Raw genomic sequence first — 24,138 nt, forward strand, 5'->3', positions numbered from 1 at the left:
TAAAGCAGGAAACGGGACGATGCAGGCACTGAACCCAATGATCTCCCCGAAATGGAAAGACACTTTCGTTGTTCTGGCTGACTACTGGGAGAATTATGCGATTGCACATTGAAGAGAAGTAGGGCCTTCTCCGTGAAGGGGTAGGGGCAGGCAAACAGTTGTAATGCCGAAAGTAGCAGAGATTTGAAGCAGCACTTGGGCAGTCAGTAGCTATGATTACCTTAGTGGCGAAGACGAATATTTTAATGATGGATAAATCAGGAGAATACCATGTCGCAAAACAATACAGGTGGTAAATGCCCCGTGATGCACGGAGCTAACTCTACTGAAAACCGTAACGTCATGAATTGGTGGCCAGAAGGGCTCAACCTCGACATCCTGCACCAGCATGACCGCAAGACCAATCCGCTGGGCGAAGACTTTGATTACCGCGAAGAAGTCAAAACCCTCGATTTTGACGCCATCAAAAAAGACCTCCACGCATTGATGACAGACAGCCAGGACTGGTGGCCGGCAGACTGGGGTCACTATGGTGGCCTGATGATCCGTATGGCCTGGCACTCCGCAGGCACTTACCGCATTGCGGATGGCCGTGGGGGTGGCGGTACTGGTAACCAACGTTTTGCGCCCATCAGTTCGTGGCCGGATAACGTCAGCCTGGACAAGGCCCGTCGCCTACTGTGGCCCATAAAGAAAAGGTACGGCAACAAGATCAGCTGGGCCGATCTTATAATCCTGGCGGGTACGGTTGCCTATGAGTCCATGGGTCTGCCTTCTTTCGGCTTTTCCTTTGGCCGCGAAGATATCTGGCACCCGGAAAAAGATATCTACTGGGGCGCTGAGAAGGAGTGGCTGGCACCCTCGGATGAGCGTTACGAAGACGTTGATAAACCAGACACCATGGAAAACCCGCTCGCAGCCGTACAGATGGGCTTGATCTATGTAAACCCAGAAGGCGTGAACGGCAAGCCGGATCCGCTCAAGACAGGTGAGCAGGTACGAGTGACCTTTGCCCGCATGGCAATGGATGATGAAGAAACTGCAGCTCTTACCGCTGGTGGACACACCGTTGGCAAATGCCATGGTAATGGTGATGCCGGCGCGCTTGGCGCAGAGCCTGAAGCGGGTGGTGTGGAAGAGCAGGGTATGGGCTGGAGCAACCCTAATATGAAGGGTAAAGCCAGCAATGCGGTGACTTCGGGTATTGAAGGTGCCTGGACCACGCACCCGACCACCTTTGATATGGGTTATTTCGATCTGCTGTTTGGCTATGAGTGGGAGCTGAAAAAGAGCCCGGCGGGCGCCTGGCAATGGGAGCCCATCGACATGAAGGAAGAGGACAAGCCGGTTGACGCCAGCGACCCTTCCGTTCGCCACAACCCGATCATGACCGACGCAGATATGGCCATGAAGGTGGACCCCAAGTACCGGGCCATCTGTGAAAAGTTCATGGCGGACCCAGAATACTTCAAGGACTGCTTCGCCCGCGCCTGGTTCAAGCTGACGCACCGTGATCTTGGGCCCAAAGCTCGCTACATCGGACCGGAAGTGCCGGCCGAAGAGCTGATCTGGCAAGATCCGGTTCCTGCTGGCCGCACCGACTACTGCGAAGAAGTCGTTAAGGAAAAGATTGCTGAAAGTGGTCTTAGCATCGGCGAGATGGTCAGCACGGCCTGGGATAGCGCGCGGACCTACCGTGGTTCGGACATGCGCGGTGGTGCCAACGGTGCGCGTATTCGTCTGGCTCCCCAGAAAGATTGGGAAGGCAACGAGCCCGCCCGCCTGGCAAAGGTGCTCAAGGTATATGAGCAGATTTCAGCCGACACCGGCGCTAGCATAGCCGATGTGATTGTGCTGGCAGGCAGCGTAGGCATCGAGAAGGCTGCGAAAGCTGCCGGTTATAACGTTCGCGTACCATTCCTGAAAGGCCGCGGCGATGCCACGGACGAGATGACGGACGCGGATTCTTTCGAGCCGCTGGAACCTGTTGCAGATGCTTTCCGCAACTGGCTGAAGAAAGATTACGTGGTGAAGGCTGAAGAGCTATTGCTGGACCGTGCTCAGCTGATGGGCCTGACAGCACCGGAAATGACCGTTCTCATTGGCGGTATGCGCATGCTTGGAACCAATTACGATGCAACCAAGCACGGAATCTGGAGCGACCGTGAAGGCCAGCTGACGAATGACTTTTTCGTTAACCTGACTGACATGGGTAATAGCTGGAAGCCTGTGGGCAACAACCTCTATGAGATTCGTGATCGCAAAACCGATCAGCTCAAGTGGAGCGCTAGCCGTGTGGACCTGGTGTTCGGTTCGAACTCCATCCTGCGCTCATACGCTGAGGTGTACGCCCAGGATGATAACCAGGAGAAGTTTGTTAAAGACTTCATATCTGCCTGGACCAAAGTCATGAACGCAGACCGTTTCGACGTACAGCAGTAAGTCGAAAGCAACAGGCCGGGCACTTCTCTAGTGGAGTGTCCGGCTATCAACTTTACTTTATATTCCTTACAATCCCCTCCGCCTGATTTTTGATCAGCAGCATTCTCATTCTGTCTTTCCGCTTCTGGAGTTTACATGCGAATCATCCTTGCCCCGATGGAAGGGCTGGTCGACGCACCTATCCGTGAAACCCTGACTAAAGTCGGCGGTATCGACCGGTGTGTTACCGAGTTTATTCGCGTGACTCACGGCATGCTGCCGCCCCGGATTTTCTACAAGTATGCGCCCGAGCTTCATAATCAGTCACTCACTCAGGTAGGTACGCCAGTGGCCGTTCAACTCCTGGGTTCCGATCCGCAACAGATGGGTCAGCATGGCCTTAAAGCTGCAGAGTTGGGCGCTACCCAGGTGGATATCAATTTCGGTTGCCCGGCGAAAACAGTGAACAAGCATAAAGGTGGCTGTGTGCTGATGCGTGAACCCGAGTTGATGCATGAGATTGCGGCTGCCGTGCGTAAGGCCGTTCCCGCAGGTGTGCCAGTAACGGCAAAAATGCGCCTCGGGTATGACGATCGCTCCATGGGCGTTGCCTGTGCTCAGGCGTTGGAAGCAGCCGGGGCACAGGAAATCGTTATTCACGCCCGCAGCAAGGTAGATGGCTACAAGCCACCAGCCTACTGGGAGGAAATTGCCAGAGTTCGGCAGGCGGTGTCCGCTCATGTTATTGCCAACGGCGAGATCTGGACTGTAGCGGACTACTGGCGCTGCCGGGAAGTGTCTGGCTGTGATGATGTGATGATCGGCCGGGGCCTGATTGCCCGGCCGGATCTGGCTCGCAAGATCAAGGCGAGCCAAGAGGGCATTGAAATTCCGGATATGACCTGGCCCGAAGCAGTAGTTCTGGTTCGGGAGTATGCGGAAGTACTGCAAGGCTGGCTTGAAGACAAGTACGTCACCGGCCGTATCAAGCAATGGATGAACTTTCTGCGACAGGGCTTTCCAGAAGCTGAAGCAATCTGGAAGGACGCCCGTAAAATCCGCGAAGTAGCACCAATGCTCGACTGCCTTGAGCAAAAGCTGCCGCTATCCCGCAGTGCAGAGTGCGCCGCCTGAAGCTTTCTGTTTTCGACCTTTTATTCCTTGTCCTTCCTGATTGCGAACTACACTGGTACAGAGCTGCCATGTGTTCGTAAATACTGTGGTCCGTATAAAAAAACCACGAAGGAGGGATCTTTAATGACCAAAAAAATGAAATCCGGGGCCTTCAAAGGGCTCCTGAGTGGAGTTTGTCTGTCGCTGGGGCTCGTGACCGGTGCAGGCGCAGCAGAAGGTGATGTAAAGGTTACGCCGCTGGGAAGCCACGATGGCGAATTCTGCCCCCTGGACAGAGCCATGGTGTTTGAAGACCCGAATGGCACCCGTATCCTTTACGATGCCGGCCGTACCGTTGCTGGCCCGGATGACCCCCGCCTTGGCAAAATTGACGTGGTGCTGGTGTCGCATATGCACGGTGATCACCTGGGTGACCGACGCATCAAGGAAACCAATGCCGGGACTTGCGGTGGCCCTGAATTCCCCGTGGTTACTTTGCCGCAATCAAACACCGTGGACATTGCCCTGAAGAAAAATTCAAAAATCGTGACGGGCAGTGAAATGCCGGCGTTTTTTGCCGCCAAGCTGAAGGCGGCAGGCGGTGATGCTGCCAACTCCATGCTGGTACGCTTTGGTGCAGAGGTGAACGTTGGTGGTGTTGCCATCACGACCGTTCCGGCCGTTCACAGTAATGGGGTTTCACCATCCTTCCTCACTGGTCCGCTGGCGGAATATCTGCAAGCCGCAGGCGTTGGTGCGAGTGTTGGGCCGCCTACCGGCTACGTGCTGACTTTCTCAAATGGCCTGGTGGTCTATCTTTCTGGCGATACCGGTATTACGGCTGAGCAAAAACTGGTGGTGAACGATCACTACGGAGCTGAGCTGGTGGTTATGAACATTGGTGATACCTACACGACCGGGCCAAAAGAGGCCGCTTATGTGATCAATGATCTGATTGATCCAAAAGCCGTTATCGCCTCTCATGCCAATGAGCCAGCTACATCAGGCGGCGAGTTGAAGCAGGGCACCAAAACTGCCTTGTTCAGGGATCTGGTTAAAGTGCCTATGCACGTTCCCTTGAGTGGGCGCACCATCGCCTTCAACGGCGACGGTGGCTGTACGACCGGATGTAACTGAGATCAGCCTTCCATATCGGCCTTGTAGCTTCCGGAACAGGCTGCACCGTTGAGCCTGGCCCGTTCAAGCATGGCATGCTGGACAGCGTTTGCGTTGTCCAGTTTTCCTGCCCAGGCTTTCTGGGCGGGTTCCTGCAGGGCCCGGCCATAGGAAAAGCTGAGGTTCCAGGGTTGTTGGCCACCGCTGTTCATGGCGTTCAGGTTGCGGGTGGCTTCTTCGGGGGTCTGGCCTCCGGAAAGAAAGTTAATGCCCGGCACGGCTGCCGGAACAACTCGCCGAAAAACCTGCAGAGTGGCTTCAGCTACTTCTTCCGGAGAAGCTTTCGCGCAGTCGCTGCCCGGCGTTACCATACTGGGCTTGAGAATCATGGCTTCCAGTTGCACACGGTGCCGGCGAAGGGCATTGAAAACCTCCGCAATCACCACTTCGTTCACTTCTGCAGAACGCTCGATAGAGTGATTCCCGTTAATCAGCACCTCCGGCTCTACAATCGGCACAATGCCAATGGATTGGCAGAGCGCTGCATAGCGGGCCAGCATCTCAGCGTTAGCCTCCACCGCCTGGCGTGAGGGCAGGGTGTCAGAGATGTTGTACACAGCGCGCCATTTGGCAAAACGGGCACCCTGGCTTTTGTAAATCTCCAGCCGGTCGTCGAGGCCGTCCAGCCCGTAGGTTATTTCGTCCCCCGGCGCATTAACCAGCGGCTTTTTCCCTTTATCGACCTTGATACCCGGAACAATGCCCTGGCTTTCCAGTAGCTTGGGGATTGGCACATTATCCAGGCTGTTCTGGCCAAGAGTTTCCTCAAAAAGAATCACGCCACTGATAAAGTCGCCAAGCCCAGGTGGGGTGAAGATCAGGCTGCGATATTCACGGCGCAGGTCTTCGGTAGACTCAACACCAACCGCTTTGAAACGCTTTGCGATGGTAGGATGACTTTCGTCCGCAGCAAGAATTCCCTTGCCTGGCTGCACAAGGCGTTGAATCGTGGAATGAAGTTCGTTCTGAATACTCATGCTCACTCCTGTGTCATGATAAGTGTTGTGGTCTTTTACAGCTCTCTCTTCTTTCATCAGTGTAGCCCGTTCATTGGCTGCGGGCGCTGCGATTCCGGTCATAATTTGACCTGAGCTAAGGCAATTTTTCAGATAATGCCATACGCTGATTCTAACTAAGGCACGATAAGAACAAGGACTTGGTATGAAGACAGTTATTAGCGTAAGTCAGGGCTCATCCGAATACGATTACGATCTCGAAACAGAGTTTTTGGGGCAGAGTTTCCGGGTTATTCGTGCAGGTACCGATGGCGATCTCTCCCGCGCCGTATCCTTGCTGAAAACTTACCATGACCGGGCAGATGCCTTTGGCCTCAGCATGGTATCTGATCACTACAAAATCGGTTCGGTGCAGCTGGAGCATCCGGACACGGCCAGGCTTGAAGCCTGTATTCCAGACAAGCCGATAACCAGCGGTTCAGGGTTGCGGGGCATTCTTCAGGAGTGGGCAGTGCGCCATACCCAGTCGGAATTGGGTCACTTCTTTGATAATGCCCGGGTAGTCTTCATGAACGGGCAGGCCGGTTACCGTGTAGCAAAAGCTCTCTCCGAGCATACCGAAAACCTTTTTTTTGCCGATCCTTATATGGATTTCGGTGTACCACGCCTGCTGACGTCGCTGAAACAGCTTGAGACCTACAGTTCGCTGACGGCCCCGATTATGTTTCGCCCATCAGCAGTGAAGATGGTCGAAACCGTGCTTCGAACGCCGCTGTATCGTCTTGGCGAAGGGTTGATCAAGGGGTCGCTGCACCAGGCGGTGAAAGATGCCCATGTGATTGTTTCCCACTTGGGCGATCTGGAGAATTTCACCGATAAGGAACTGGACGGTAAAACCATCATTACGTCCCGTGTATCGGAAACGGCTATGGAGTGGCTGCGCACACGCAAGGTGGCGATGGTCGTTGATTACAGCCCCTGGCTGGAAGGCCGCCCCGTGGGCGTGAATGTGATGGAAGCGATGATCAGTGCGGCGCTTTCCCGTGCCCCGGAACAACTGGGTGCAGATGATTATCTTAATGTTATTCAAAGCCTGGGCATTGAGCCCCGGATTCTCTACCCGAATGGCTATCGCCGGATAAACCGGTTTGCCTTCGTGATCCATCCGCTCTCACAACAGTACCTCACCAAGACACGGCCGCTGGATTGGGTTGCCGATGTGTCACCCCCAATGGTGATGAATCTGGTAGAAAAGGCCATCGCTTATTCTCCGCCGTTTATCTATTCAAAAGTCACTGGCATCAAATCGCCTACAGGAGACGAAGTAGAGGGCTGGTTGATTACCGTCGGCGGCACGCCTAAAGAAATAATGGCTCACGATCCTGAATTTACGTACAGCCGGTTGCTGGCTGCAGCCAATCTCGCGAAAAAGTTGGGCGCTCAGATAATGGGCCTGGGTGCCTTTACCAAAGTGGTGGGAGATGCCGGTATCACCGTAGCCAAACGGGCACCGCTACCCATTACCACCGGCAACAGTTACAGTGCTTCTGGTGCACTCTGGGCCGCGAAGGATGCCGTGCAAAATATCGGCAGGGCCAAGATTGGCGAAAATGGAAAAATGGCAGGCAAGGCCATGGTTGTGGGGGCAACGGGCGCAATTGGCTCAGTCTGCGCAAGGTTGCTGGCCAAAGCGGTGGACGAGATCTATCTGGCGGCACCTGAGCCCGCCAAGCTGCTGGCTCTGAAAGAAAGCATAGAACAGGAAACCCCGGGCGCCATCGTGCATGTGGCAGGTTCTGCCGACCGGGATATCGAAGACATGGACATGATAGTGACAGCCACCTCTGGTGCCGGGAAACGAATCCTGGATATCACCAGGGTAAAGCCTGGTTGTGTGATCACTGACGTGGCCCGTCCCCTGGATATATCGGCAGAAGATGTAGCCAAACGCCCCGACGTATTGGTGATTGAATCCGGAGAGGTTCAATTGCCGGGCGACGTGTATATGAAAAACATCGGCCTGCCTGAAGGCGTTGCCTATGCCTGCCTGGCGGAAACAATCGTGCTGGCACTGGAAGGCCGATTCGAGAACTTCACACTGGGGCGCAACATTGAGTGGGGCAAAGTTCGGGATATCTACAAGCTGGGCCTGAAACACGGAATGACGCTCGCGGCGATATCCGGCGTGAACGGCGTGTTCAGTGAAGAAGATTTCGAACGCGTCAGAGTGCTGGCGGCCAAAAGCGATGCTGGTGAGACTGTCGAGTAATAGCCAGCCAAAAGGTTGTGTCCGTTAAAGGAGCCAGAATGCTGACAAAAACAAATCCGCCCCGCCGTGGCGGAAAATGGCCTGTGATTATCGCCTGGCTTGGTGTGATCCTTCTGATCACTGCGGGCGTGTTGATGGCCGTTGCGGGGCCAGCCTACAGGGCTGAGCTGATAGAGTTAGGTACGTCATTCTCCTGGTTGCGCCAAGGTGCCCAGCTGGCAGCAGGTGCGGCCGTGTTGGGGCTGATAACTCTGGTGCTTGCACTTGTTCTTCGCCGCTGGCGCCCGGCACTCGTGGGAGCTCTCGTCTGCCTAGCCGTTGGCGCCATGATCGCCATGCCCATGCAGATGAAACAGCGTGCGCAGAGCGTGCCGCCCATCCACGACATCACAACGGATACCAACAACCCACCCGCCTTCATATTGCTGGCTGCCGCCCGTGAGGAAGCGCCCAATGCAGTGGATTATCCGGGAGCGGAAACCGCACGCCAGCAACAGGCTGCCTATCCGCAGTTAAAGGCGATGACCCTCAGCATGCCCATGGCCAGCGTTATGGAAGCTGCAAGATCGATTATTCAGGCGCGGGGCTGGGAAATTGCCGGAACCACCGCGAACACCATTGAAGCCACCGCGACCACCCGTTGGTTCGGTTTCAAAGACGACGTAGTAATCCGCATGGCTGAAACAGAAACCGGTGTGCAGGTAGACATGCGTTCCGCATCAAGAGTAGGTAAGAGCGACCTTGGCGCCAACGCCGAGAGAGTTCAGGCTTTCCTTGAGGATTTGGCGAAGCGATGACATCGCCGCTGCGCCTGCGTTATCAAACCATTGAGTTCGGCGACGTGGACATCCACGTTTGCACCCTGCGTGATAATCAGCAGTTCGATGACCCAAACGACATAGCTCTCAAATTGGGCATTTCGTCTGCAACCTGGCCGATTTTTGGCGTGATCTGGCCTTCAAGCCTGGTACTTGCGCATTACATCGCTTGCCATGAAACCAAGGGCAAGAGAATTCTTGAAATTGGCTGTGGGATGGCGCTGTCCAGCCTGTTGCTGAACCAACGCAATGACGATATCACTGCAACCGATTACCACCCTGAAGTGGGCGTTTTTCTCGAGCGAAACACGCAGCTTAACCATGGAAAAGCCATAGGTTACCAGCGCATTGGCTGGGCGGATGAGGCCAGTGATCTCGGCTTGTTTGACATCATTATTGGCAGTGACCTGCTATACGAAGACGCGCATATAAACCTCTTGGCCGACTTCGTTCACAAGCACTCCAACAGGGCCTGTGAAGTGATTCTGGTTGATCCGGGAAGAGGTCGTAAAAATAAATTCTGCCGGCGAATGGAAACCCATGGGTACAGCTTTTCACAAGAGAAACCAGAGCATACCGATTATCTGGAACAGCCTTTCAAGGGACACATCCTAAGGTTTTGGCGGGGCGATAACTAAAACCCGCCAAAGCCCCTCTATTAGCAGCAGATTATGAGTCGCCCTGGCTCGAACGCTCCATGAACTGTTCTGTTGCCTGCATGGCCTCAATACCGTAGACCATAGACGGCCCGCCTCCCATGAGAATCGCTACGGATACGGTTTCGGCGATCTCTTCCCTGGTGGCGCCGGCCGTCAAGGCATCGTGTACGTGGAATGAGATACAGCCGTCACAGCGCACCGTGATGGCGATCCCCAGCGCGATCAACTCCTTGGTTTTGCTGTCCAGGGCACCGTCTGCGATGCTCGCCTTATGCAGAGCGCCAAAGCCTTCCATTACGTCCGGAATGGCGGCACCAAGTTTGCCCATCCAGGTATTCAGTTCTTCAAAGTGTGCGGGAAAGTTCTTCATATCAGTCTCCTGTGTAAGAGACTTTTAATCATAGATCAAAATCCGCCTAGTTTTTCTTCTCAAGCGCTTCCTTGAGACCTGCAAAGGGGTTGTAGGTCGCTGCTTCCCGTTTTTTCGCGGAGCTACCTCCGTAGCGTACAAAATCCTCAAACTTGTTATGTTCTTCGTCGTGGCAATACACGCACAACAACTCCCAGTTGCTGCCATCGGCGGGGTTGTTGTCGTGGTCGTGATCAACATGATGCACTGTGAGCTCCCGCAAATTGACGCGAGTGAACTCACGGGCGCATCGCCCGCACACCCAGGGATACATTTTCAGAGCCCGCTCGCGGTAACCAGCTTCGCGTTTCGCGATGTAATCACGTTGCTCAGCCAGTAGCCTGTCCACCTTGCTGGGGTTCTGGCTCATGTTGAATCTCCTCAAACAATTGAAAGTCTACACCAGCGCACCATTAACGATGGCCCGCAATTCCTGACGAATCGGGTAACTGGAGGAGGGGATCAGTTGGGTCATGAAGATCACTACCAGTTCTTCCACAGGATCGATAAAAAAGTTGGTACTCGCCAGGCCACCCCAGCCGTACTCGCCGACCGATCCGTTGGCCTGTGATTTGGCAACGTCAGTCTTTACTGAAAAGCCCAGACCAAAACCGCTGCCGGCATAAGGTGTCTCGCTGAACGCGCCTACAGAGAGACCGGGTAAATCCTGATTGCCGGGGAGGTGGTTACTGCGCATGAACTCCAGAGTTTTGCGACCAATAATCCGTTGCCCCAGAAACTCCCCGCCCTGGCAAAGAGCCTGGGCAAAACGGAAATAGTCATCAATGGTAGAGACCAGCCCTCCGCCGCCCGACAGAAACTTCCCCTGGCGCCGGAAAGGCGAGGTTTCCGGGTCATCCTGTAGCTTGAAGTGATCGCCGGCCTGATATTGGTAGCAGGCGGCAAAGCGCTCAAGCTGATCATCACGAACGTGGAAGCCTGTATCCACCATGCCAAGAGGCGCAAAGATATGTTCTTGCAGGTATTCATCAAAGGGCTGGCCAGACAGCAACTCCACGAGATACCCCAGCACATCCGTGCTGACTGAATAATTCCAGGCGGTACCTGGTGAGAATTCCAGTGGCAACTCCCCCAACTGATTGATCAGTGATTCCAACGTCAGATTCCGGCTGCCGTCCAGCCGCAATTTGCGGTAGGCAGCGTCAACGTTGGTACGGTTCATAAAACCGTAGGTTAAACCTGACATATGTGTGAACAGGTCGCGAATGGTCATTGAGCTGGTTGCTGGTGTGGTCAGAAAATCCGGATAGACACCACTTTTATATACCCGCAGGTCTTTCCAGGACGGAATGTATTTGTGTACCGGGTCATCCAGCAGAAACCGGCCCTGTTCGTAGAGCTGCATCATGGCGATAGACGTGATCGGCTTCGTCATGGAATAGATGCGAAACACTGTATCCCGGCAGACGGGTTTGTTGCGCTCCACATCCATCAGCCCCTGGGCTTTTACATAGGCAATTTCGCCGTGCCTGGCTACCAGCGTAAGCGCACCGGGTAACTTCCCGGGCTGAATGTAACGACGGTCCAGGTGGCCTTCAATATTGAGAAGCTGGTTTGGGTCAAGGCCGGCAACCTGTGTAAGTTCCGTCATAGAGAAGGCACCTTATTGTCTCGTTTTTGAAATCAAACATATCGCTGATCAGGCATAACAACATGCTCTGTCAGCAAGGACGTTAGCATGTTCCAGTGGCAGAGGAGATGTTGTAGAGCCGAATTATTTGCTATGTTGTGAAGCAGGATAGGATTAAATGCAAATCCAACGTGTTAGCGGGAGAGACTGAATCGCACGGTTGTGTGATCGGCGCCGAAGGAGCAACTGCCCCGGAAACTCTCAGGCAAACGGACCGCTAACATGACGACTTTCCGAAGAGCTGTCGGCGACTGCGTTAGTCGGCACACCGAAGGAGCAAGCGGCTGTTTTGTAAAACAGCGCGTGAATCTCTCAGGTCCCGTGACGGAAGGGGTGATTTCTACGGCTCTACGTAGAAGTGAACTCTGGACACTCTTTGGAGATTGCTATGAAGCGAATTGCAGTTATTGGCGGCGGTATTACCGGTATCACGACCGCGTATACGCTGGCCAAGCGTGGCCTGGATGTCACCGTTTATGAAAGGCACCGTTATGCGGCGATGGAAACCTCTTTCGCCAACGGTGGCCAGCTGTCGGCTTCCAATGCTGAAGTCTGGAACAACTGGCAGACCATCGCCAAGGGCATCAAGTGGATGTTTCACAATGACGCCCCGTTGCTGGTTAATCCCAAGCCGTCCTGGCACAAACTGAGCTGGTTTGCCGAATTCTGCGCCGCCATGCCCAAATACGAAGAGAACACCACTGAAACTACGCGCCTGGCCATTGCTGCCCGTGAATATCTGTTTGAGTGGGCGAAAGAAGAAGGTATCGATTTCGACCTCAAGAAGCAGGGCATTCTGCACATCTATCGCGACAAAGCCGGTTTCGACCACGCAGCGAATGTCTCGAAACTCCTTGCCGCTGGCGGCCTTGAGCGCCGGGCCGTTACTCCAGAGGAGATGCGTGCAATCGAGCCCACCCTTGCCGGCACCTATTACGGTGGATTTTTCACCGAAAGTGATTCAACCGGCGATATCCACAAATTCACCAACGGTTTGGCAGAGGCCATCCTGCGCCTTGGCGTGAAGACCTGCTACGGCCATACGGTGACTGAACTCAGCGCAGATCAATCCCATGCCTGGGTAACCTCCTACGACGACGAACAGCAAACCCGCGAAACATACGATGGCGTGGTGATTTGTGCCGGCGTTGGTAGCCGGGCGCTGGCGGCAAAGCTGGGCGACCGCGTTAACATTTATCCGGTGAAGGGCTATTCCATTACCGTTGAGCTGGACGATGAAGTCTCACAAAAAGCGGCACCGACCGTCAGTCTGCTGGATGATGCCACTAAGCTCGTAACCAGCCGGCTGGGTGATACCCGTTTCCGGATCGCGGGTACCGCAGAGTTCAATGGTTACAACCGCAATATCCGGGATGACCGTATTCGACCTCTTACCCGCTGGGTAGAACAATGCTTTCCAGGCGTTTGTACACGGCGGGTTGTGCCCTGGGCCGGGTTGCGCCCCATGCTGCCTGACATGATGCCGAGAGTAGGGCCGGGCAGCCTTCCCACGGTGTTCTACAACACGGGCCATGGTCACCTGGGCTGGACACTGTCTGCGATTACCGCAGAGAAGCTTGCAGATGCCGTTGAAACAGCATCGGCAGGCGCTACCGTAAGCCTTGCACGTTAGTTTCCGGTTATAGCCATCGCCATGCCTCGCAATGCGGGGCAAGCGATCTGGCTATTCGGGTAGCGTATCTAACGCCTCGATCTGTTTATCATGGTACCTGGACAGGATTATCAGCGCCGATATAGCACCAATCAATGCACAAGCCATATCCGACTGTGTATCCCAGATATAGCCCTGGGTCCCCAAAAAGGCATGCGCACCCTCGCCGGATAACAGGGCGACCCACCATTCGATTAGTTCGTAAAACGCGCTGAAAGCCAGTGCAACACAGATTACAAACAGGCTTAGCCACCAACGCCCGTTCACCACGTGTTTTCTGATCAGAACTTCTCTGGCAATCATTGCTGGCACAAACCCCTGGAATAAATGGCCCAGCTTGTCATAGTTGTTCCTCTCGGCCCCGAAAAGCCCGTCAAAGAAAGGAACTTCCGCATAGGTGTAGTGGCCGCCAATCATCAGCACGATGCAATGGGCAAGGATGAGAATGTACAGGAGGGAGGTAAGCCTGAAGCTACGGTAGGTCAGAGCCAGAAGGATGGCGCCGGCAACTGCGGGAAAAACCTCCAGCATCCACGTAATCTGATCATTCGGGTTTATCCCTGACCAGGTCAAAACGGCCAGGAAAAGGCCAATCCATAGATATTTGATGGTGCTTCTCCTTGAGAGTGATCCAAACCCACCGTCCTGGACTATCATAGTTCTCAAATCATAGTTCTTATATCAGAGCTCCGGAAGACTAAATGTTAAAGCAACCTGGGTGCCTGTGTATGGCTGTCCAAAGGACCATTAAATGAACGATGAGGAAGCGGCAAGGGAGCGCCAGGCAGTTGCCAAGCGCAAAGATCGAGAGTCCCGCGAACAGACGCCAACGACCAGTGAAAAGTCGCTGACTCGCAAAGAGAGGGCTTCTGTAGCCGAACACGGTAACCTATCGCCGCTGACCGTTTACTCCGTTGTGCTGCGCGAGGGCGAGGACGAACTCCGGCGCCCGAATACATCGTTATGGTGGTCTGGTGTGGCAGCAGGGGTAGGGATATCGACTTCCGTACTCGCCGAGGGAATTATTCGCGCCAATCTTGGCTCAGATCACCCCTACCTGACGTTGATTGAGAGCCTGGGCTACGCGTTCGGGTTTGTGCTGGTTATCCTCTGCCGGCTTCAGTTATTTACCGAAAACACCATCACGGTCGTCCTTCCCGTACTGGCAGAACCATCGCGTAACCGCTTTTACTGCGCTGCCCGCCTATGGGGCATTGTACTTGCGGCCAATCTGGTGGGCACATTCTTAACCGCTGCCATTAGCGTTCACGGGGGCATTATCCCTGCTGACACCTTTGTGGCAATCCTGGAAATTTCCCGTCACGTGGCGGAACTGACCCCGGCTGAGGCCTTTTTGCGAGGCATTCCATCAGGGTTTTTCATAGCTGCAATGGTGTGGATGATGCCTTCGGCGAAGGGATCTGAAGTCTTGGTGATCGTTATGTTTACCTGGCTGATTGCAGCAGGCGATTTCACCCATGTCATTGCAGGGTCAAACGAGATTTTCACTCTGGTGTTGAATGGGGAGATGAACATTTTGACCGGCCTGGTCTTCCACATCAGCCCGGTATTGATCGGCAACATTCTCGGCGGAACAGGCCTGTTCGCGATGCTGGCCTATGGCCAGGTTCATGAGGAAATGTGACTGGGGGCATTGCATCAGCAACCCCCAGACTGCAAAAGATTGGTTAACGATAGAAGGCTTCAACCTTTCCTTTCAGGGTCATCAGAAGCGGCTGTCCGCGACGGTCCAGTGCTTTTGGCGAAGATATTTTAATCCAGCCTTCACTGATGCAATATTCCTCAACGTTGGTCCGCTCTTTACCGTTTAGCAGAATGCCAATATCGTTCTCGAAAACTTCTGCTACATGGTGCGGGCTATTAGGATTGCCTGAAAGGCGATCCGGTAGCGCTGGCAGCGATTTAGTATCGTTCATGTTGTTGACCTGCATTGAATAGAAAGAGCGCCATTCTAGGCAATATAGATTTAGCGCTCAAGAATTACAGCCGCCATCTTTACTGCACGTTTTCCATATCGCCAAACTGATCGGCAAACAGCGCGGTCGACAGGTAGCGCTCGGCAGAATCCGGCAGTATTACTACAATATTCTTGCCCTTATGCTCGGGTTGCTGGCTAACCCGGATTGCGGCAGCGACAGCCGCCCCACAGGAAATGCCGCAGAGAATACCTTCTTCCCGCATCAACCGATGCGCCATGGCCATAGCCTCGTCGTTGCTTACCGTTTCCACCTGATCAACCAGGCTCATGTCGAGATTCTTCGGCACAAAGCCAGCGCCGAGGCCTTGTATCTTGTGCGGGGCGGGCTTGGGGGCGTCGCCATTTCGCACCTGGGTGATGATCGGTGAGTCGGAAGGCTCAACCGCGATAGTGGTGATAGCTTTGCCTTTGGTGTTCTTGAGGTAGCGTGATACGCCGGTCAGCGTACCCCCCGTGCCTACGCCGGCGACGAAAATATCTACAGCGCCGTCGGTATCATTCCAGATTTCAGGGCCGGTTGTGTCTTCATGAATCTGCGGGTTTGCGGGATTGTTAAACTGCTGGGGCAGAAAGTACTTTTCGGGCTCGGCGGTCGCCAGTTCTTCCGCTTTGGCGATCGCGCCGGGCATGCCTTTGGCAGGTTCTGTAAGCAGAAGATCCGCACCCAGGGCTTTTAATACCTTGCGGCGTTCCAGGCTCATGGAAGCCGGCATGGTGAGAGTAATTTTGTAACCTCTGGCTGCAGCAACAAAAGCCAGTGCGATGCCAGTGTTGCCACTGGTAGGCTCGATAATGGTCATCCCCGGCTTAAGCACGCCCCGCTTTTCAGCATCCAGAACCATGGCGGTGCCAATTCGGCACTTCACCGAATAGGCCGGGTTGCGGCCTTCAATCTTGGCCCAGATCGTAGCGCCGTCATTAACGCGGTTCAACCTGACCAGCGGCGTGTTGCCAATAGACTGAGAGTTGTCTTCATATATGCGGGGCATTGGTTATCTCCTTGGTTTTTTTGGAGATCGTACCATGGCCTGAAGGAAAAACGAGCGGTAGTGCCAAGTATCAGCGGGTAGCTACAGATAGTCGCTTGCAATCACCACAATTCGCTACACAGCACCGTATGACAAGGCACAGGTTTGCCTATAACCTATTTAGAAATACTTACGGAAATATAATCAAGTGCACCAGCATTGGTTCCTCTTTTTCCTCCTGATCGCTGTGAATCTGACCACATGCGTTCTGGCGGAACCTGCAAAGGACGAAAGCGCATTACCCCTGATTGACGCTCGAGCCGACTACGAGGGCGCAATGGCTGATCGGGTAGCCTATCTCGTTGAGCAAGGTGAAGCGCTCTCCTTCGACGAAGTTCAGTCTTTGATCAGTACGAATCCGGCTCTCCTGATGCGCCCTCAGAGCGGGGTGTTAGCCAACGGCCTCAATTCTGATGCGATATGGTTGGTGGCGAACGTATCCAATCCGACCGACGGCCCCATTTTGCGGCGCGTGTCCGTCGGAACCGGTTGGCTGGAAAGGGTCGACTTCTATTTCCTGACCGACCGCCAGTTGCTACAGCAATTCGTCAGTGGTGACCGTATTGCGTTGGAGCAACGCGCCATTGCCAAACGGATACCCAGCGCAGACTATCGGTTTCCGCCCGGCGAGACACGTCTATTGCTGCGCGTTGAGACTGCAGATCCAATGGTGGTGCCACTCTACTTTTCCAGCATCGCCGTCAGCCATAGTCGAGAGCAGTTCGAGGCGATCTTCTTCAGCTTTATCTACGGTGTAATGTTTGCGCTGTCCACTTACAACCTGATGCTATTCGCAGGCTTTCGAAAACGGCGCTATCTGTTTTACTCGCTCTACACGGCCATTTTCGTAGTCGTGACGGCGTCCTACAATGGTATCGGCATGGCCTTGTTGTGGCCCGATGCTGTGCGCTGGCAACAGTGGGCGCCGCCCCTGTTCATGCTCTGCTTCGTAAGCTCTGGCCTGGCCTTTGCGACGAGTTTTCTAAAGACCCGGGTGCGGCGCCCAGGGCTTCACAAAGTTATTAAGACAATCGGTGTGGCCTATTTCACCTTCTTTGGTGTCTGTTTCGCCTTAGACAAACAGGGCCTGGCGCTGCAACTGGCATTCCTGGTTGTGCCGGTATTCACGGTGCTCATGCTCTACATGGGCGTGTCGAGCTGGATGGGCGGCAACCAATCCGCACGGTATTTCATGCTAGGAACACTGGCCTCTGTTATTGGTGCCTTTGTGACGGCCCTGACGGTAGCCGGCGTGATTTCATATTCTCAGCTTGGCTACTATGCCCTGGATATCGGTATGGTAGTGGATGCCATACTGTTGATGTTGGCGCTGGCCGATCTGGCCCGTAAAAATAAAGAGGCCCGGGTGACAGCTGAACGGACGGCCCAGGTCGATCTGCTGACGGGGCTCAACAATCGGCGTGGTTTTCTGTCTGTCGCAGAATCACTGTGGAGCCTGGCTACGCGCAAGGGCAGCAATGTGTGTGTGGCTATGATCGATATTGACCATTTCAAGAGCATCAACGACCAATATGGCCATGCAGTCGGCGACAGGGTATTGAAGAAAATTGCCGACGAGCTTGAAAAATCCCGGCGCAAAGGCGACGTTCTGGCTCGCTGGGGAGGTGAAGAATTCACTCTTTTGTTGCCGGAAACGGACGAGGCCGAAGCCCTCACAGTGGCTGAGCGTTTCCGCCGTAATATTGAGCAACTGGAGGTCAACGATTGCGGCAGGACCATTCGATGCACCATCAGTGTGGGTATCGCCAGCCGCCATGCTCAGCATGTCACCCTGGAACACGCTATTTCCAGGGCGGACGAAGAGCTATACCAGGCCAAGGTTCAGGGGCGCAATCAGATTTCCACTGGTCGCACGTCGGACGCTGCCTAGCGCTTCCTGGTGAGTAGTGAAATTGCAGGCTATTACAAAGCGCTTAGCGTTAAGAAGGGAAAACCACCACGTCATCTCCCTCTTGCCATGGCTGGAATTTCGTCATGGTTTGTAGAAAGAGCGGATGCTCCAGCCAGTGTTGTAGCCATAGCTGCAGGTTGGGGTAGGGTAGCCCGTAAAAAACATCGCGATCAACATGGGCGAATTGGCGAACGAACGGCATGATGCCAATATCTGCGATGGTCGCGTCAGGCCCCAGCAGAAAACGGTTATTCGTCAGTAATGTCTCTAAAACCTGCAAAAAGGCTTCGCCCCGTTGACGATATTCTGTCTGGGACATTTCCAGATGCCTATCGGCGTATTTATAGCGATCCAGCCAATACTTGAATTCGCTGTCGTTTTGCTCGATCAGGGCGTTGGCCTGCTGCAAAACCTGTGCATCTAAAAGCCCTTGCGGGTCTTGCTGTTCAAGCGCCCACACCATTATTTCACGGCTCTCTTCAATCACAGCCCCATCACAACACTGTAAAACAGGCACGGTGCCTTTCGGGCTAACCGCGAGCATTTGCGCCGGCTTGTTTTTCAGTGTTATCTCTCGCAGCTCCACCTGCAGCCCGGCAAACAAAAGACCGAGCCGGGCGCGCATGGCATAGGGGCAGCGGCGAAAAGAGTAGAGGCTATGAAATGAAGAGGCCATGGTATTTTCGCTGTTGAATCTAGATAAAAGGGAACAGAGCCGGGGACTCCAGTGGTCCCCTAACTATCCAGAAACGCGATGAGCTTTTTCGCGACATCGTCAGGGCGCTCTTCGGTTATCCAGTGCGCCGCGTCGACCCACTCCAGGCGCGTGTTCGGTATCGCGCCTTTCAGCTTCTCAGCGTATTCCGGCTTCTGGAACTTATCATGTTGTCCCCATAGCACAAGGGTTTCATGGGGAATATTCTTCAGTTCATCAGCAATCGCGAGTGTGTATTCCGGATTGAGCCTGCGCAGGTTTCTGAAAAACGCTCGCTTGCCTGTTTCACCCTGCCAGGGGTGCACAACAATATCGGCAAGCTCAGAGGTGGCATGTGATTCATCATGCATGCCCTTGGGCAGGAAGTCGCGAAGCATCTGCTCCAGTTCCTGTTCGCTCATCTGATCTTCCGCCCCCGGTTCCTGCAAGGGCTTGAAGTCTGGAATCGGCCAGGAATCGAAGCAGACAGCATCGGCAAGCACCAGCCGGTTTATGCGTTCCGGGTGATTTACCGCCAGTATCTGGGCAACACCACCGCCAATATCATGGGCCACAAGGTCGGCACAGCGCACGCCTAATGCGTCCATAAGGCCGAGCAGTATCGTGCTTTGTGCAGCGATCGAGACATCCGCATCAAGCGGTTTATCGGATTCACCGTAATTCAGCATGTCTGGCACGATCACCCGGTGTGTCCGCGCCAGCTGCGGGATGATCTTGCGCCAGAGCAGGCCGGACATCGGGATGCCGTGAAGCAAGATCAGCGGTGTTCCTTCGCCTTGATCCAGGTAGGCAATACGGTGGCCGTCTACATGCAGGTATTGGTGCTCAAAGTTTGATTCACTCATCGTAGCGCTCCTCTCATTTCACAGTTCGCAGCTCACGTTTTCCAAAGTGATCTGTTGAACATTTACGCTACCGAGTGAAAACTCAGGATTCAAATTATATTTGAGTAATCACTCAAAAGTTGCCAGTTCCCATCGTCACCTTACGAGACAGCCTGATCCAACAAGGTAACTTTCGGCCAGGTCGCGGTGGAGTTATACGGTTAGGTAACCTTCGCCCTTAAGGGTATCTGGAAATGTTAGGTTCATCCGGCAACTTCAATTTATGACGGCCGACCCAATACCGGTTCCGCTGTCATTAGTTATTCAGGAGGCAAACTGATGTCGAATACTCATAAGACAATCAATCCTGCCACAGAAGAAGTTCTTGAAACCTATACCCTGATGTCCAGGCAAGATGCCGAGGGCATCATTGAACAGGCGCACCATGCGTTTCTGAACTGGCGCCAGACCGGATTTGAAGAGCGTGCGGATGCCCTACGCAAAACCGCTGCACTGATTCGCGAACGCCAGGATGACTACGCCGAACTGATGACCCGGGAAATGGGAAAAACCCTGGCACAGGGCAAACAGGAATGTGAGTTGTGTGCGGCGATTTGTGAGTACACCGCTGAACATGGCCCCACCGAACTTGCGGATGAAACAAGAGAGCTGGAAGGCGGCCGTGCTGTGGTTTCCTATCAGCCGCAAGGCGTGATTTACGGCATACAGCCGTGGAATTTTCCGCTTTACCAGGTTATTCGTTACAGCGCTGCCAACCTTATGGCGGGTAACACCGTGCTGCTGAAGCATGCCAATAACGTATGGGGCATGGCTCTGGAAGTTGAAAAACTTTACCGCGATGCCGGCATGCCGGAGCACGCCTTCCGCACACTGTTAATTGACCATGAGGTGTCAGACGCCGTTATCGAACACAATCTGGTGCGTGGCGTAACGCTGACGGGTAGCCCCAACGCTGGCAGGGCAGTGGCCCAGCGAGCAGCTAAAGTGCTGAAAAAGACCGTGTTGGAACTGGGCAGCAATGATGCCTATCTGGTATTGGCAGATGCCAACATCAAGAAGGCCGTGCAATTATGCGTTCAGGGCCGCACCTACAATGCGGGCCAGACCTGCGTTGCTGCGAAGCGCTTTATCGTTGAAGAACCTGTGTATGAAGAGTTTAGGGATGCCTACCTGGCTGAAATGGAAAAGCTTAATTTTGGTGATCCCACACACAGTGATACCAAAATGGGCCCCATGGCTCGCGAAGACCTCAGAGACGGGCTGCATGAGCAGGTTCGCAAGTCGATCGAGAACGGCGCAATCTGTTCTTTGGGTGGTGAAATTCCCGAAGACAAAGGTTACTACTACCCACCCACGATCCTGGAAAACGTGGCGCCCGGGCAGCCAGCGTATGACGATGAGCTGTTTGGTCCGGTAGCGGCGTTGATCAAGGTAAAAGATGTAGCCGAGGCTATGCGAGTGGCAAATGATTCCATTTATGGCCTGGGCGGTGGCATCTTTAGCACCGACGAAGATGAGGCTGTGCGCCTGGCCCGGGATGAATTCGACACGGGTATGGTTAATATCAATGGCTATAATCTGGCCCAGCCTAACCTGCCATTTGGTGGCGTGAAGCAGAGTGGTTATGGCCGCGAACATGGTGGCTTTGGCATGCTCGAATTTGTGAATGTGAAGTCTGTTATGGTGAGCGAGTCCTGATGCAGGTATAGCCAGCACTGTGCTTGGGTCACGCCACGTTACCCAAGCACACCCTCAACCACACCCACAACCACAACCACACCCCCAACAAAGCCTTCAAGCTTTCTCATGATCTGGCTTATTGTCTTTGGAGCAGAACCCGTTGGATGACATGACTCCAGGTGCGATCTTTTGCATCGCTGGCATGCTGCTCGGCCCGGCTTCGGGCTTCTGCCTGGCCGGCGCTTGAAACAAAGGACGTAAACTGTTTGGTCACAGCCTGATGATAACTCCTGAAAGCAGCTTCACAGCCCGCTTGTGCGCCCTTGGCGATGTCTGAAGGTGGTGCGGATGTGATATGGCTGAAGCGATCGGCTTCACTGGCCATGCAATCCTGATACGCTACGTATTTCTCGTTAAGATTGGTACTGAGGGCTTTCTTTTCATCGGTGGTCAAGTTCGGCGCAGGCGAAAGAGCCGCGCAACTGGCCAGCGACCCGCACAATGCCACCACAGTGGTAGCGGCCCGCCAACGGGCAGCATCAGAGAAGATCATACCTGTCATCCTTTTATGATGTTCATTGAGATTAGTATTCTCCCGGTAAAACCTGCGCCTAAAAATTGCAGAGGGCAGGCTCTAACTGGCCCCTGTTTGTGAAAATGTCCGCAAGTGCCAGCGTGCCTGCTTCCAGGGGGCTGCCTTTTCGGTAAACGATAGATAGCTGAACATGCTTTGGACCCTGTGTCACGGGCGTCATCACCAGAGACTTTTCATATCGGCTTCCGACCACCATATTTTTGCCAATAATGGTGTAACCCAAACCGGCCGAGATACAGCCCAAAACCCCATCCGCACTGCTCATGATCATGAGTTCATCGCTGATGCGTCCTACTTTTTGCTGCCATAAAAGCGCATGGTTCCTGTAACCGCAACCTTCTTCGCGCACAAAGAGTACAGGGTCATAATGGCTTCCCGCAGGGGTCACCATAACCAGTTCTTCATTCACAATAGGAATAACACAAAGCTTTTCATGGGCGGGTGCATTGCCTATGGCGGCGCAGTCCACCTTGTTGTTCAACACGGCACCTACGAGCCTGTCGCTGGTGTCCGTAAAGATCCTGGTCTGGATATTCGGGTAATCCTGTTTGAGCTGCTTGAGTGCTAAAGGCATGTGAACCGCTGCAAATGTTTCTGGCATTCCCACCCTTAACTCATAGTTACCTTTATCACGCAAAATGGCAGATTTAGCCTGGTACTCCAGCTCCAGAATCTCGTCCGCATACTTGTAGAGCTGTTGCCCGCTGGGGGTTAGCTGCAGCTTTCTGCCTGCCAGGGTGAACAGCCTGGTATCCAGCTCACTTTCCAGCTTTTTAATCCGACTGGTGATGTTCGACTGAACCGTATGAAGCTTATCTGCTGCGCCTTTGATGCCACCTTCATCGACCAGCGTTTTAAAGGTCTTCAATGCCAGGATTTCCATACAGTTCTCTTAAAAAGAAATAAATGTTCTTGATAATTCAATATTTAAGATTAGCAGACGGGAGTAATCTTTGCTGAAAATCATTTAATAACAGCATGGTGGGAATCTTGATGGAGCTTACACGGACTCGAGTCTACCTGGCCGGAATCTGCAGCCTGATCGTAACCGTTGGCGTGGCCCGTCTTTCCTACAGTCTTGTACTGCCCATCATGCAGAGCGGGGCAAGCCTCACCGAAGTAGGTGGTGGCTGGCTGGCGACCACTAATTTTATGGGGTACATGGCCGGGGTGCTGCTTGCATCGAGGCTGAACAACCTCAACTACAAATACAATCTGCACAGGGCCTATCTTCTGTTAAGCATAGGCACGTCAGCCGCCATGGTGATGACAACGGATGTTGTTGCCTGGGCTGTATTACGATTCATTGCCGGGGTTTGTGCATCCGGGGGCCTTATCATTGCATCCGGCCTGATTCTGAAATGGCTGGTGAAGAATGATCATCGCGCTGAATTAGGCATTCATTTCGCCGGTATCGGTGTGAGCATCATAGCCACATCCGTTTTAGTTGAAGTAATGCTGACTCTGTCGGCCAACTGGCAGCAACAGTGGCTGGCGCTGGCCGTGATGGCAGGCGTTGTCGCTATTCCCGCATGGCTATGGATTCCACACCCTCTGGTGGATGGGCAGGACGTAACGACCACAAAAGATAACCCCCCGGGCCGGGCGTTTACCACGCTCATGATGCTTGCTTATTTTTGTGCCGGGTACGGATACGCTGTCAGCTCCACATTCATTGTAGACATTGTAGAAAGAACAAAGGGGCTGGAGGGGCAGGGGACACTGGCGTTTTTGCTGGTAGGGATTGCCGCCATGCCAGCGACACTGGTGTGGGACAGAATTGCGAGAAGAACCGGCTATCTTTATGCACTCCTGGCGGCTTACATTCTTCAGGTGGTTGGTATTATTCTGCCCGCCATTGATGACAGCTTAACGGCGTTATTGTTAAGTGCATTCCTGTTTGGCGGAACCTTTATTGCCTGTGTCAGCCTGGTACTCACCATGGCTGGAAAGTTCTTCCCAAGCAATCCAGCCCGATTTATGGGCGTAATGACACTGGCTTATGGAGCGGCTCAAATCATCGCGCCCGCCTTTACCGGGTACCTTACTGAAGCGTTTGGCAGCTACAACCTTGGATTATACTTTTCAGCGGGAATCATGATTATAGGTGTTACCTTCTTGCTGGGATTGGTGCGCCTGGAAAGACTCCCCGTATGAGGCGGGATTACTGAATCCTATTTCCTAAGGCAACGCCCCACCAGGCATGTACCCCGGTAGGTC

At 53.8% G+C, this 24,138-nt stretch carries 22 protein-coding genes and 1 riboswitch; of the genes, 11 read left to right on the plus strand and 11 right to left on the minus strand.

Annotation, left to right across the window (positions count from 1 at the left end; genetic code table 11):
- Positions 1-270 precede the first annotated feature (270 nt).
- From katG to Q4606_RS17650, 3 genes are all read left to right on the plus strand, one after another.
- The gene (gene katG, locus Q4606_RS17640) at positions 271-2,442 is read left to right on the plus strand and encodes a catalase/peroxidase HPI (protein ID WP_303608287.1); all 2,172 of its coding nucleotides are present in this window, start codon (positions 271-273) and stop codon (positions 2,440-2,442) included.
- Between the two features lie 135 nt (positions 2,443-2,577).
- Complete coding sequence (locus Q4606_RS17645) at positions 2,578-3,555, plus strand: tRNA-dihydrouridine synthase (protein ID WP_303595603.1); 978 nt, start codon at positions 2,578-2,580, stop codon at positions 3,553-3,555.
- 123 nt (positions 3,556-3,678) lie between these two features.
- Complete coding sequence (locus Q4606_RS17650; protein WP_303608288.1) at positions 3,679-4,671, plus strand: MBL fold metallo-hydrolase; 993 nt, start codon at positions 3,679-3,681, stop codon at positions 4,669-4,671.
- Positions 4,672-4,673: 2 nt separating this feature from the next.
- On the opposite strand, the gene Q4606_RS17655 is transcribed toward Q4606_RS17650, so the two are convergent.
- On the minus strand, positions 4,674-5,687 hold the full coding sequence (locus Q4606_RS17655; protein ID WP_303608312.1) for a class I fructose-bisphosphate aldolase: 1,014 nt from the start codon (positions 5,685-5,687) through the stop codon (positions 4,674-4,676).
- A gap of 184 nt (positions 5,688-5,871) precedes the next feature.
- Between Q4606_RS17655 and Q4606_RS17660 the strand changes: the two genes are divergently transcribed.
- Genes Q4606_RS17660 through Q4606_RS17670 form a run of 3 tightly spaced genes read left to right on the plus strand, consistent with a single transcriptional unit; the run spans position 5,872 to position 9,391 of the window.
- Complete coding sequence (locus Q4606_RS17660) at positions 5,872-7,935, plus strand: dehydrogenase (RefSeq protein WP_303595607.1); 2,064 nt, start codon at positions 5,872-5,874, stop codon at positions 7,933-7,935.
- Positions 7,936-7,973: 38 nt separating this feature from the next.
- Complete coding sequence (locus tag Q4606_RS17665; protein WP_303608289.1) at positions 7,974-8,732, plus strand: DUF1499 domain-containing protein; 759 nt, start codon at positions 7,974-7,976, stop codon at positions 8,730-8,732.
- Entirely contained in the window at positions 8,729-9,391 is a 663-nt protein-coding gene (locus tag Q4606_RS17670) for a methyltransferase (protein ID WP_303608290.1), read from the plus strand. Before Q4606_RS17665 ends, Q4606_RS17670 begins: the two co-directional genes overlap by 4 nt.
- A 31-nt stretch (positions 9,392-9,422) precedes the next feature.
- On the opposite strand, the gene Q4606_RS17675 is transcribed toward Q4606_RS17670, so the two are convergent.
- From Q4606_RS17675 to Q4606_RS17685, 3 genes are read right to left on the minus strand one after another with little or no spacing between them, the layout of a single operon-like run.
- Positions 9,423-9,782 (minus strand): carboxymuconolactone decarboxylase family protein, encoded by a 360-nt coding sequence (locus Q4606_RS17675; protein ID WP_303595613.1) that lies wholly within the window; start codon positions 9,780-9,782, stop codon positions 9,423-9,425.
- A 46-nt stretch (positions 9,783-9,828) separates the two neighbouring features.
- Entirely contained in the window at positions 9,829-10,191 is a 363-nt protein-coding gene (locus tag Q4606_RS17680) for a YajD family HNH nuclease (RefSeq protein ID WP_303595615.1), read from the minus strand.
- A gap of 27 nt (positions 10,192-10,218) precedes the next feature.
- Positions 10,219-11,433 (minus strand): serine hydrolase, encoded by a 1,215-nt coding sequence (locus Q4606_RS17685; RefSeq protein WP_303608291.1) that lies wholly within the window; start codon positions 11,431-11,433, stop codon positions 10,219-10,221.
- A 167-nt stretch (positions 11,434-11,600) separates the two neighbouring features.
- A riboswitch (glycine riboswitch) is annotated at positions 11,601-11,699 on the plus strand.
- 161 nt (positions 11,700-11,860) lie between these two features.
- On the opposite strand from Q4606_RS17685, the gene Q4606_RS17690 reads away from it, so the two are divergent.
- Positions 11,861-13,105, plus strand: coding sequence for a D-amino acid dehydrogenase (locus Q4606_RS17690; protein WP_303595617.1), 1,245 nt, complete (start codon positions 11,861-11,863; stop codon positions 13,103-13,105).
- A 51-nt stretch (positions 13,106-13,156) separates the two neighbouring features.
- Here the strand turns inward: Q4606_RS17690 and Q4606_RS17695 are convergent, their stop codons facing one another.
- On the minus strand, positions 13,157-13,675 hold the full coding sequence (locus Q4606_RS17695) for a DUF2238 domain-containing protein (RefSeq protein WP_303595618.1): 519 nt from the start codon (positions 13,673-13,675) through the stop codon (positions 13,157-13,159).
- A 220-nt stretch (positions 13,676-13,895) separates the two neighbouring features.
- Between Q4606_RS17695 and Q4606_RS17700 the strand changes: the two genes are divergently transcribed.
- A complete protein-coding gene (locus Q4606_RS17700) occupies positions 13,896-14,789 on the plus strand; it encodes a formate/nitrite transporter family protein (protein ID WP_303608292.1) in 894 nt (297 codons plus the stop codon).
- Positions 14,790-14,832: 43 nt separating this feature from the next.
- Here the strand turns inward: Q4606_RS17700 and Q4606_RS17705 are convergent, their stop codons facing one another.
- Together Q4606_RS17705 and cysK are read right to left on the minus strand one after the other, a co-directional pair.
- Positions 14,833-15,081, minus strand: coding sequence for a DUF3297 family protein (locus Q4606_RS17705; protein WP_303595620.1), 249 nt, complete (start codon positions 15,079-15,081; stop codon positions 14,833-14,835).
- Between the two features lie 79 nt (positions 15,082-15,160).
- A complete protein-coding gene (gene cysK / locus Q4606_RS17710) occupies positions 15,161-16,132 on the minus strand; it encodes a cysteine synthase A (RefSeq protein WP_303608293.1) in 972 nt (323 codons plus the stop codon).
- A gap of 187 nt (positions 16,133-16,319) precedes the next feature.
- Here cysK and Q4606_RS17715 point away from each other — a divergent pair, with 187 nt between their 5' ends.
- Positions 16,320-18,062 carry a diguanylate cyclase gene (locus tag Q4606_RS17715; protein ID WP_303608294.1) on the plus strand — a complete coding sequence of 581 codons (1,743 nt, stop codon included), beginning with the start codon at positions 16,320-16,322 and terminating at the stop codon, positions 18,060-18,062.
- Between the two features lie 49 nt (positions 18,063-18,111).
- Here Q4606_RS17715 and Q4606_RS17720 read toward each other — a convergent pair whose 3' ends face one another.
- Both Q4606_RS17720 and Q4606_RS17725 read right to left on the minus strand, forming a co-directional pair.
- A complete protein-coding gene (locus tag Q4606_RS17720) occupies positions 18,112-18,759 on the minus strand; it encodes a glutathione S-transferase (RefSeq protein ID WP_303608295.1) in 648 nt (215 codons plus the stop codon).
- Between the two features lie 59 nt (positions 18,760-18,818).
- Entirely contained in the window at positions 18,819-19,643 is an 825-nt protein-coding gene (locus tag Q4606_RS17725; protein ID WP_303608296.1) for an alpha/beta fold hydrolase, read from the minus strand.
- 318 nt (positions 19,644-19,961) lie between these two features.
- Here Q4606_RS17725 and Q4606_RS17730 point away from each other — a divergent pair, with 318 nt between their 5' ends.
- On the plus strand, positions 19,962-21,341 hold the full coding sequence (locus Q4606_RS17730; protein WP_303608297.1) for an NAD-dependent succinate-semialdehyde dehydrogenase: 1,380 nt from the start codon (positions 19,962-19,964) through the stop codon (positions 21,339-21,341).
- Between the two features lie 118 nt (positions 21,342-21,459).
- On the opposite strand, the gene Q4606_RS17735 is transcribed toward Q4606_RS17730, so the two are convergent.
- Positions 21,460-21,876 carry a hypothetical protein gene (locus Q4606_RS17735; RefSeq protein ID WP_303595632.1) on the minus strand — a complete coding sequence of 139 codons (417 nt, stop codon included), beginning with the start codon at positions 21,874-21,876 and terminating at the stop codon, positions 21,460-21,462.
- Positions 21,877-21,934: 58 nt separating this feature from the next.
- Positions 21,935-22,801, minus strand: a complete 867-nt coding sequence (locus Q4606_RS17740; protein WP_303608298.1) for a LysR family transcriptional regulator — start codon at positions 22,799-22,801, stop codon at positions 21,935-21,937.
- Between the two features lie 110 nt (positions 22,802-22,911).
- On the opposite strand from Q4606_RS17740, the gene Q4606_RS17745 reads away from it, so the two are divergent.
- The gene (locus Q4606_RS17745; protein ID WP_303608299.1) at positions 22,912-24,075 is read left to right on the plus strand and encodes a YbfB/YjiJ family MFS transporter; all 1,164 of its coding nucleotides are present in this window, start codon (positions 22,912-22,914) and stop codon (positions 24,073-24,075) included.
- Positions 24,076-24,138 lie beyond the last annotated feature (63 nt).

The sequence above is a fragment of the Marinobacter sp. 1_MG-2023 genome (assembly GCF_030549045.1).
Taxonomy (GTDB): domain Bacteria; phylum Pseudomonadota; class Gammaproteobacteria; order Pseudomonadales; family Oleiphilaceae; genus Marinobacter.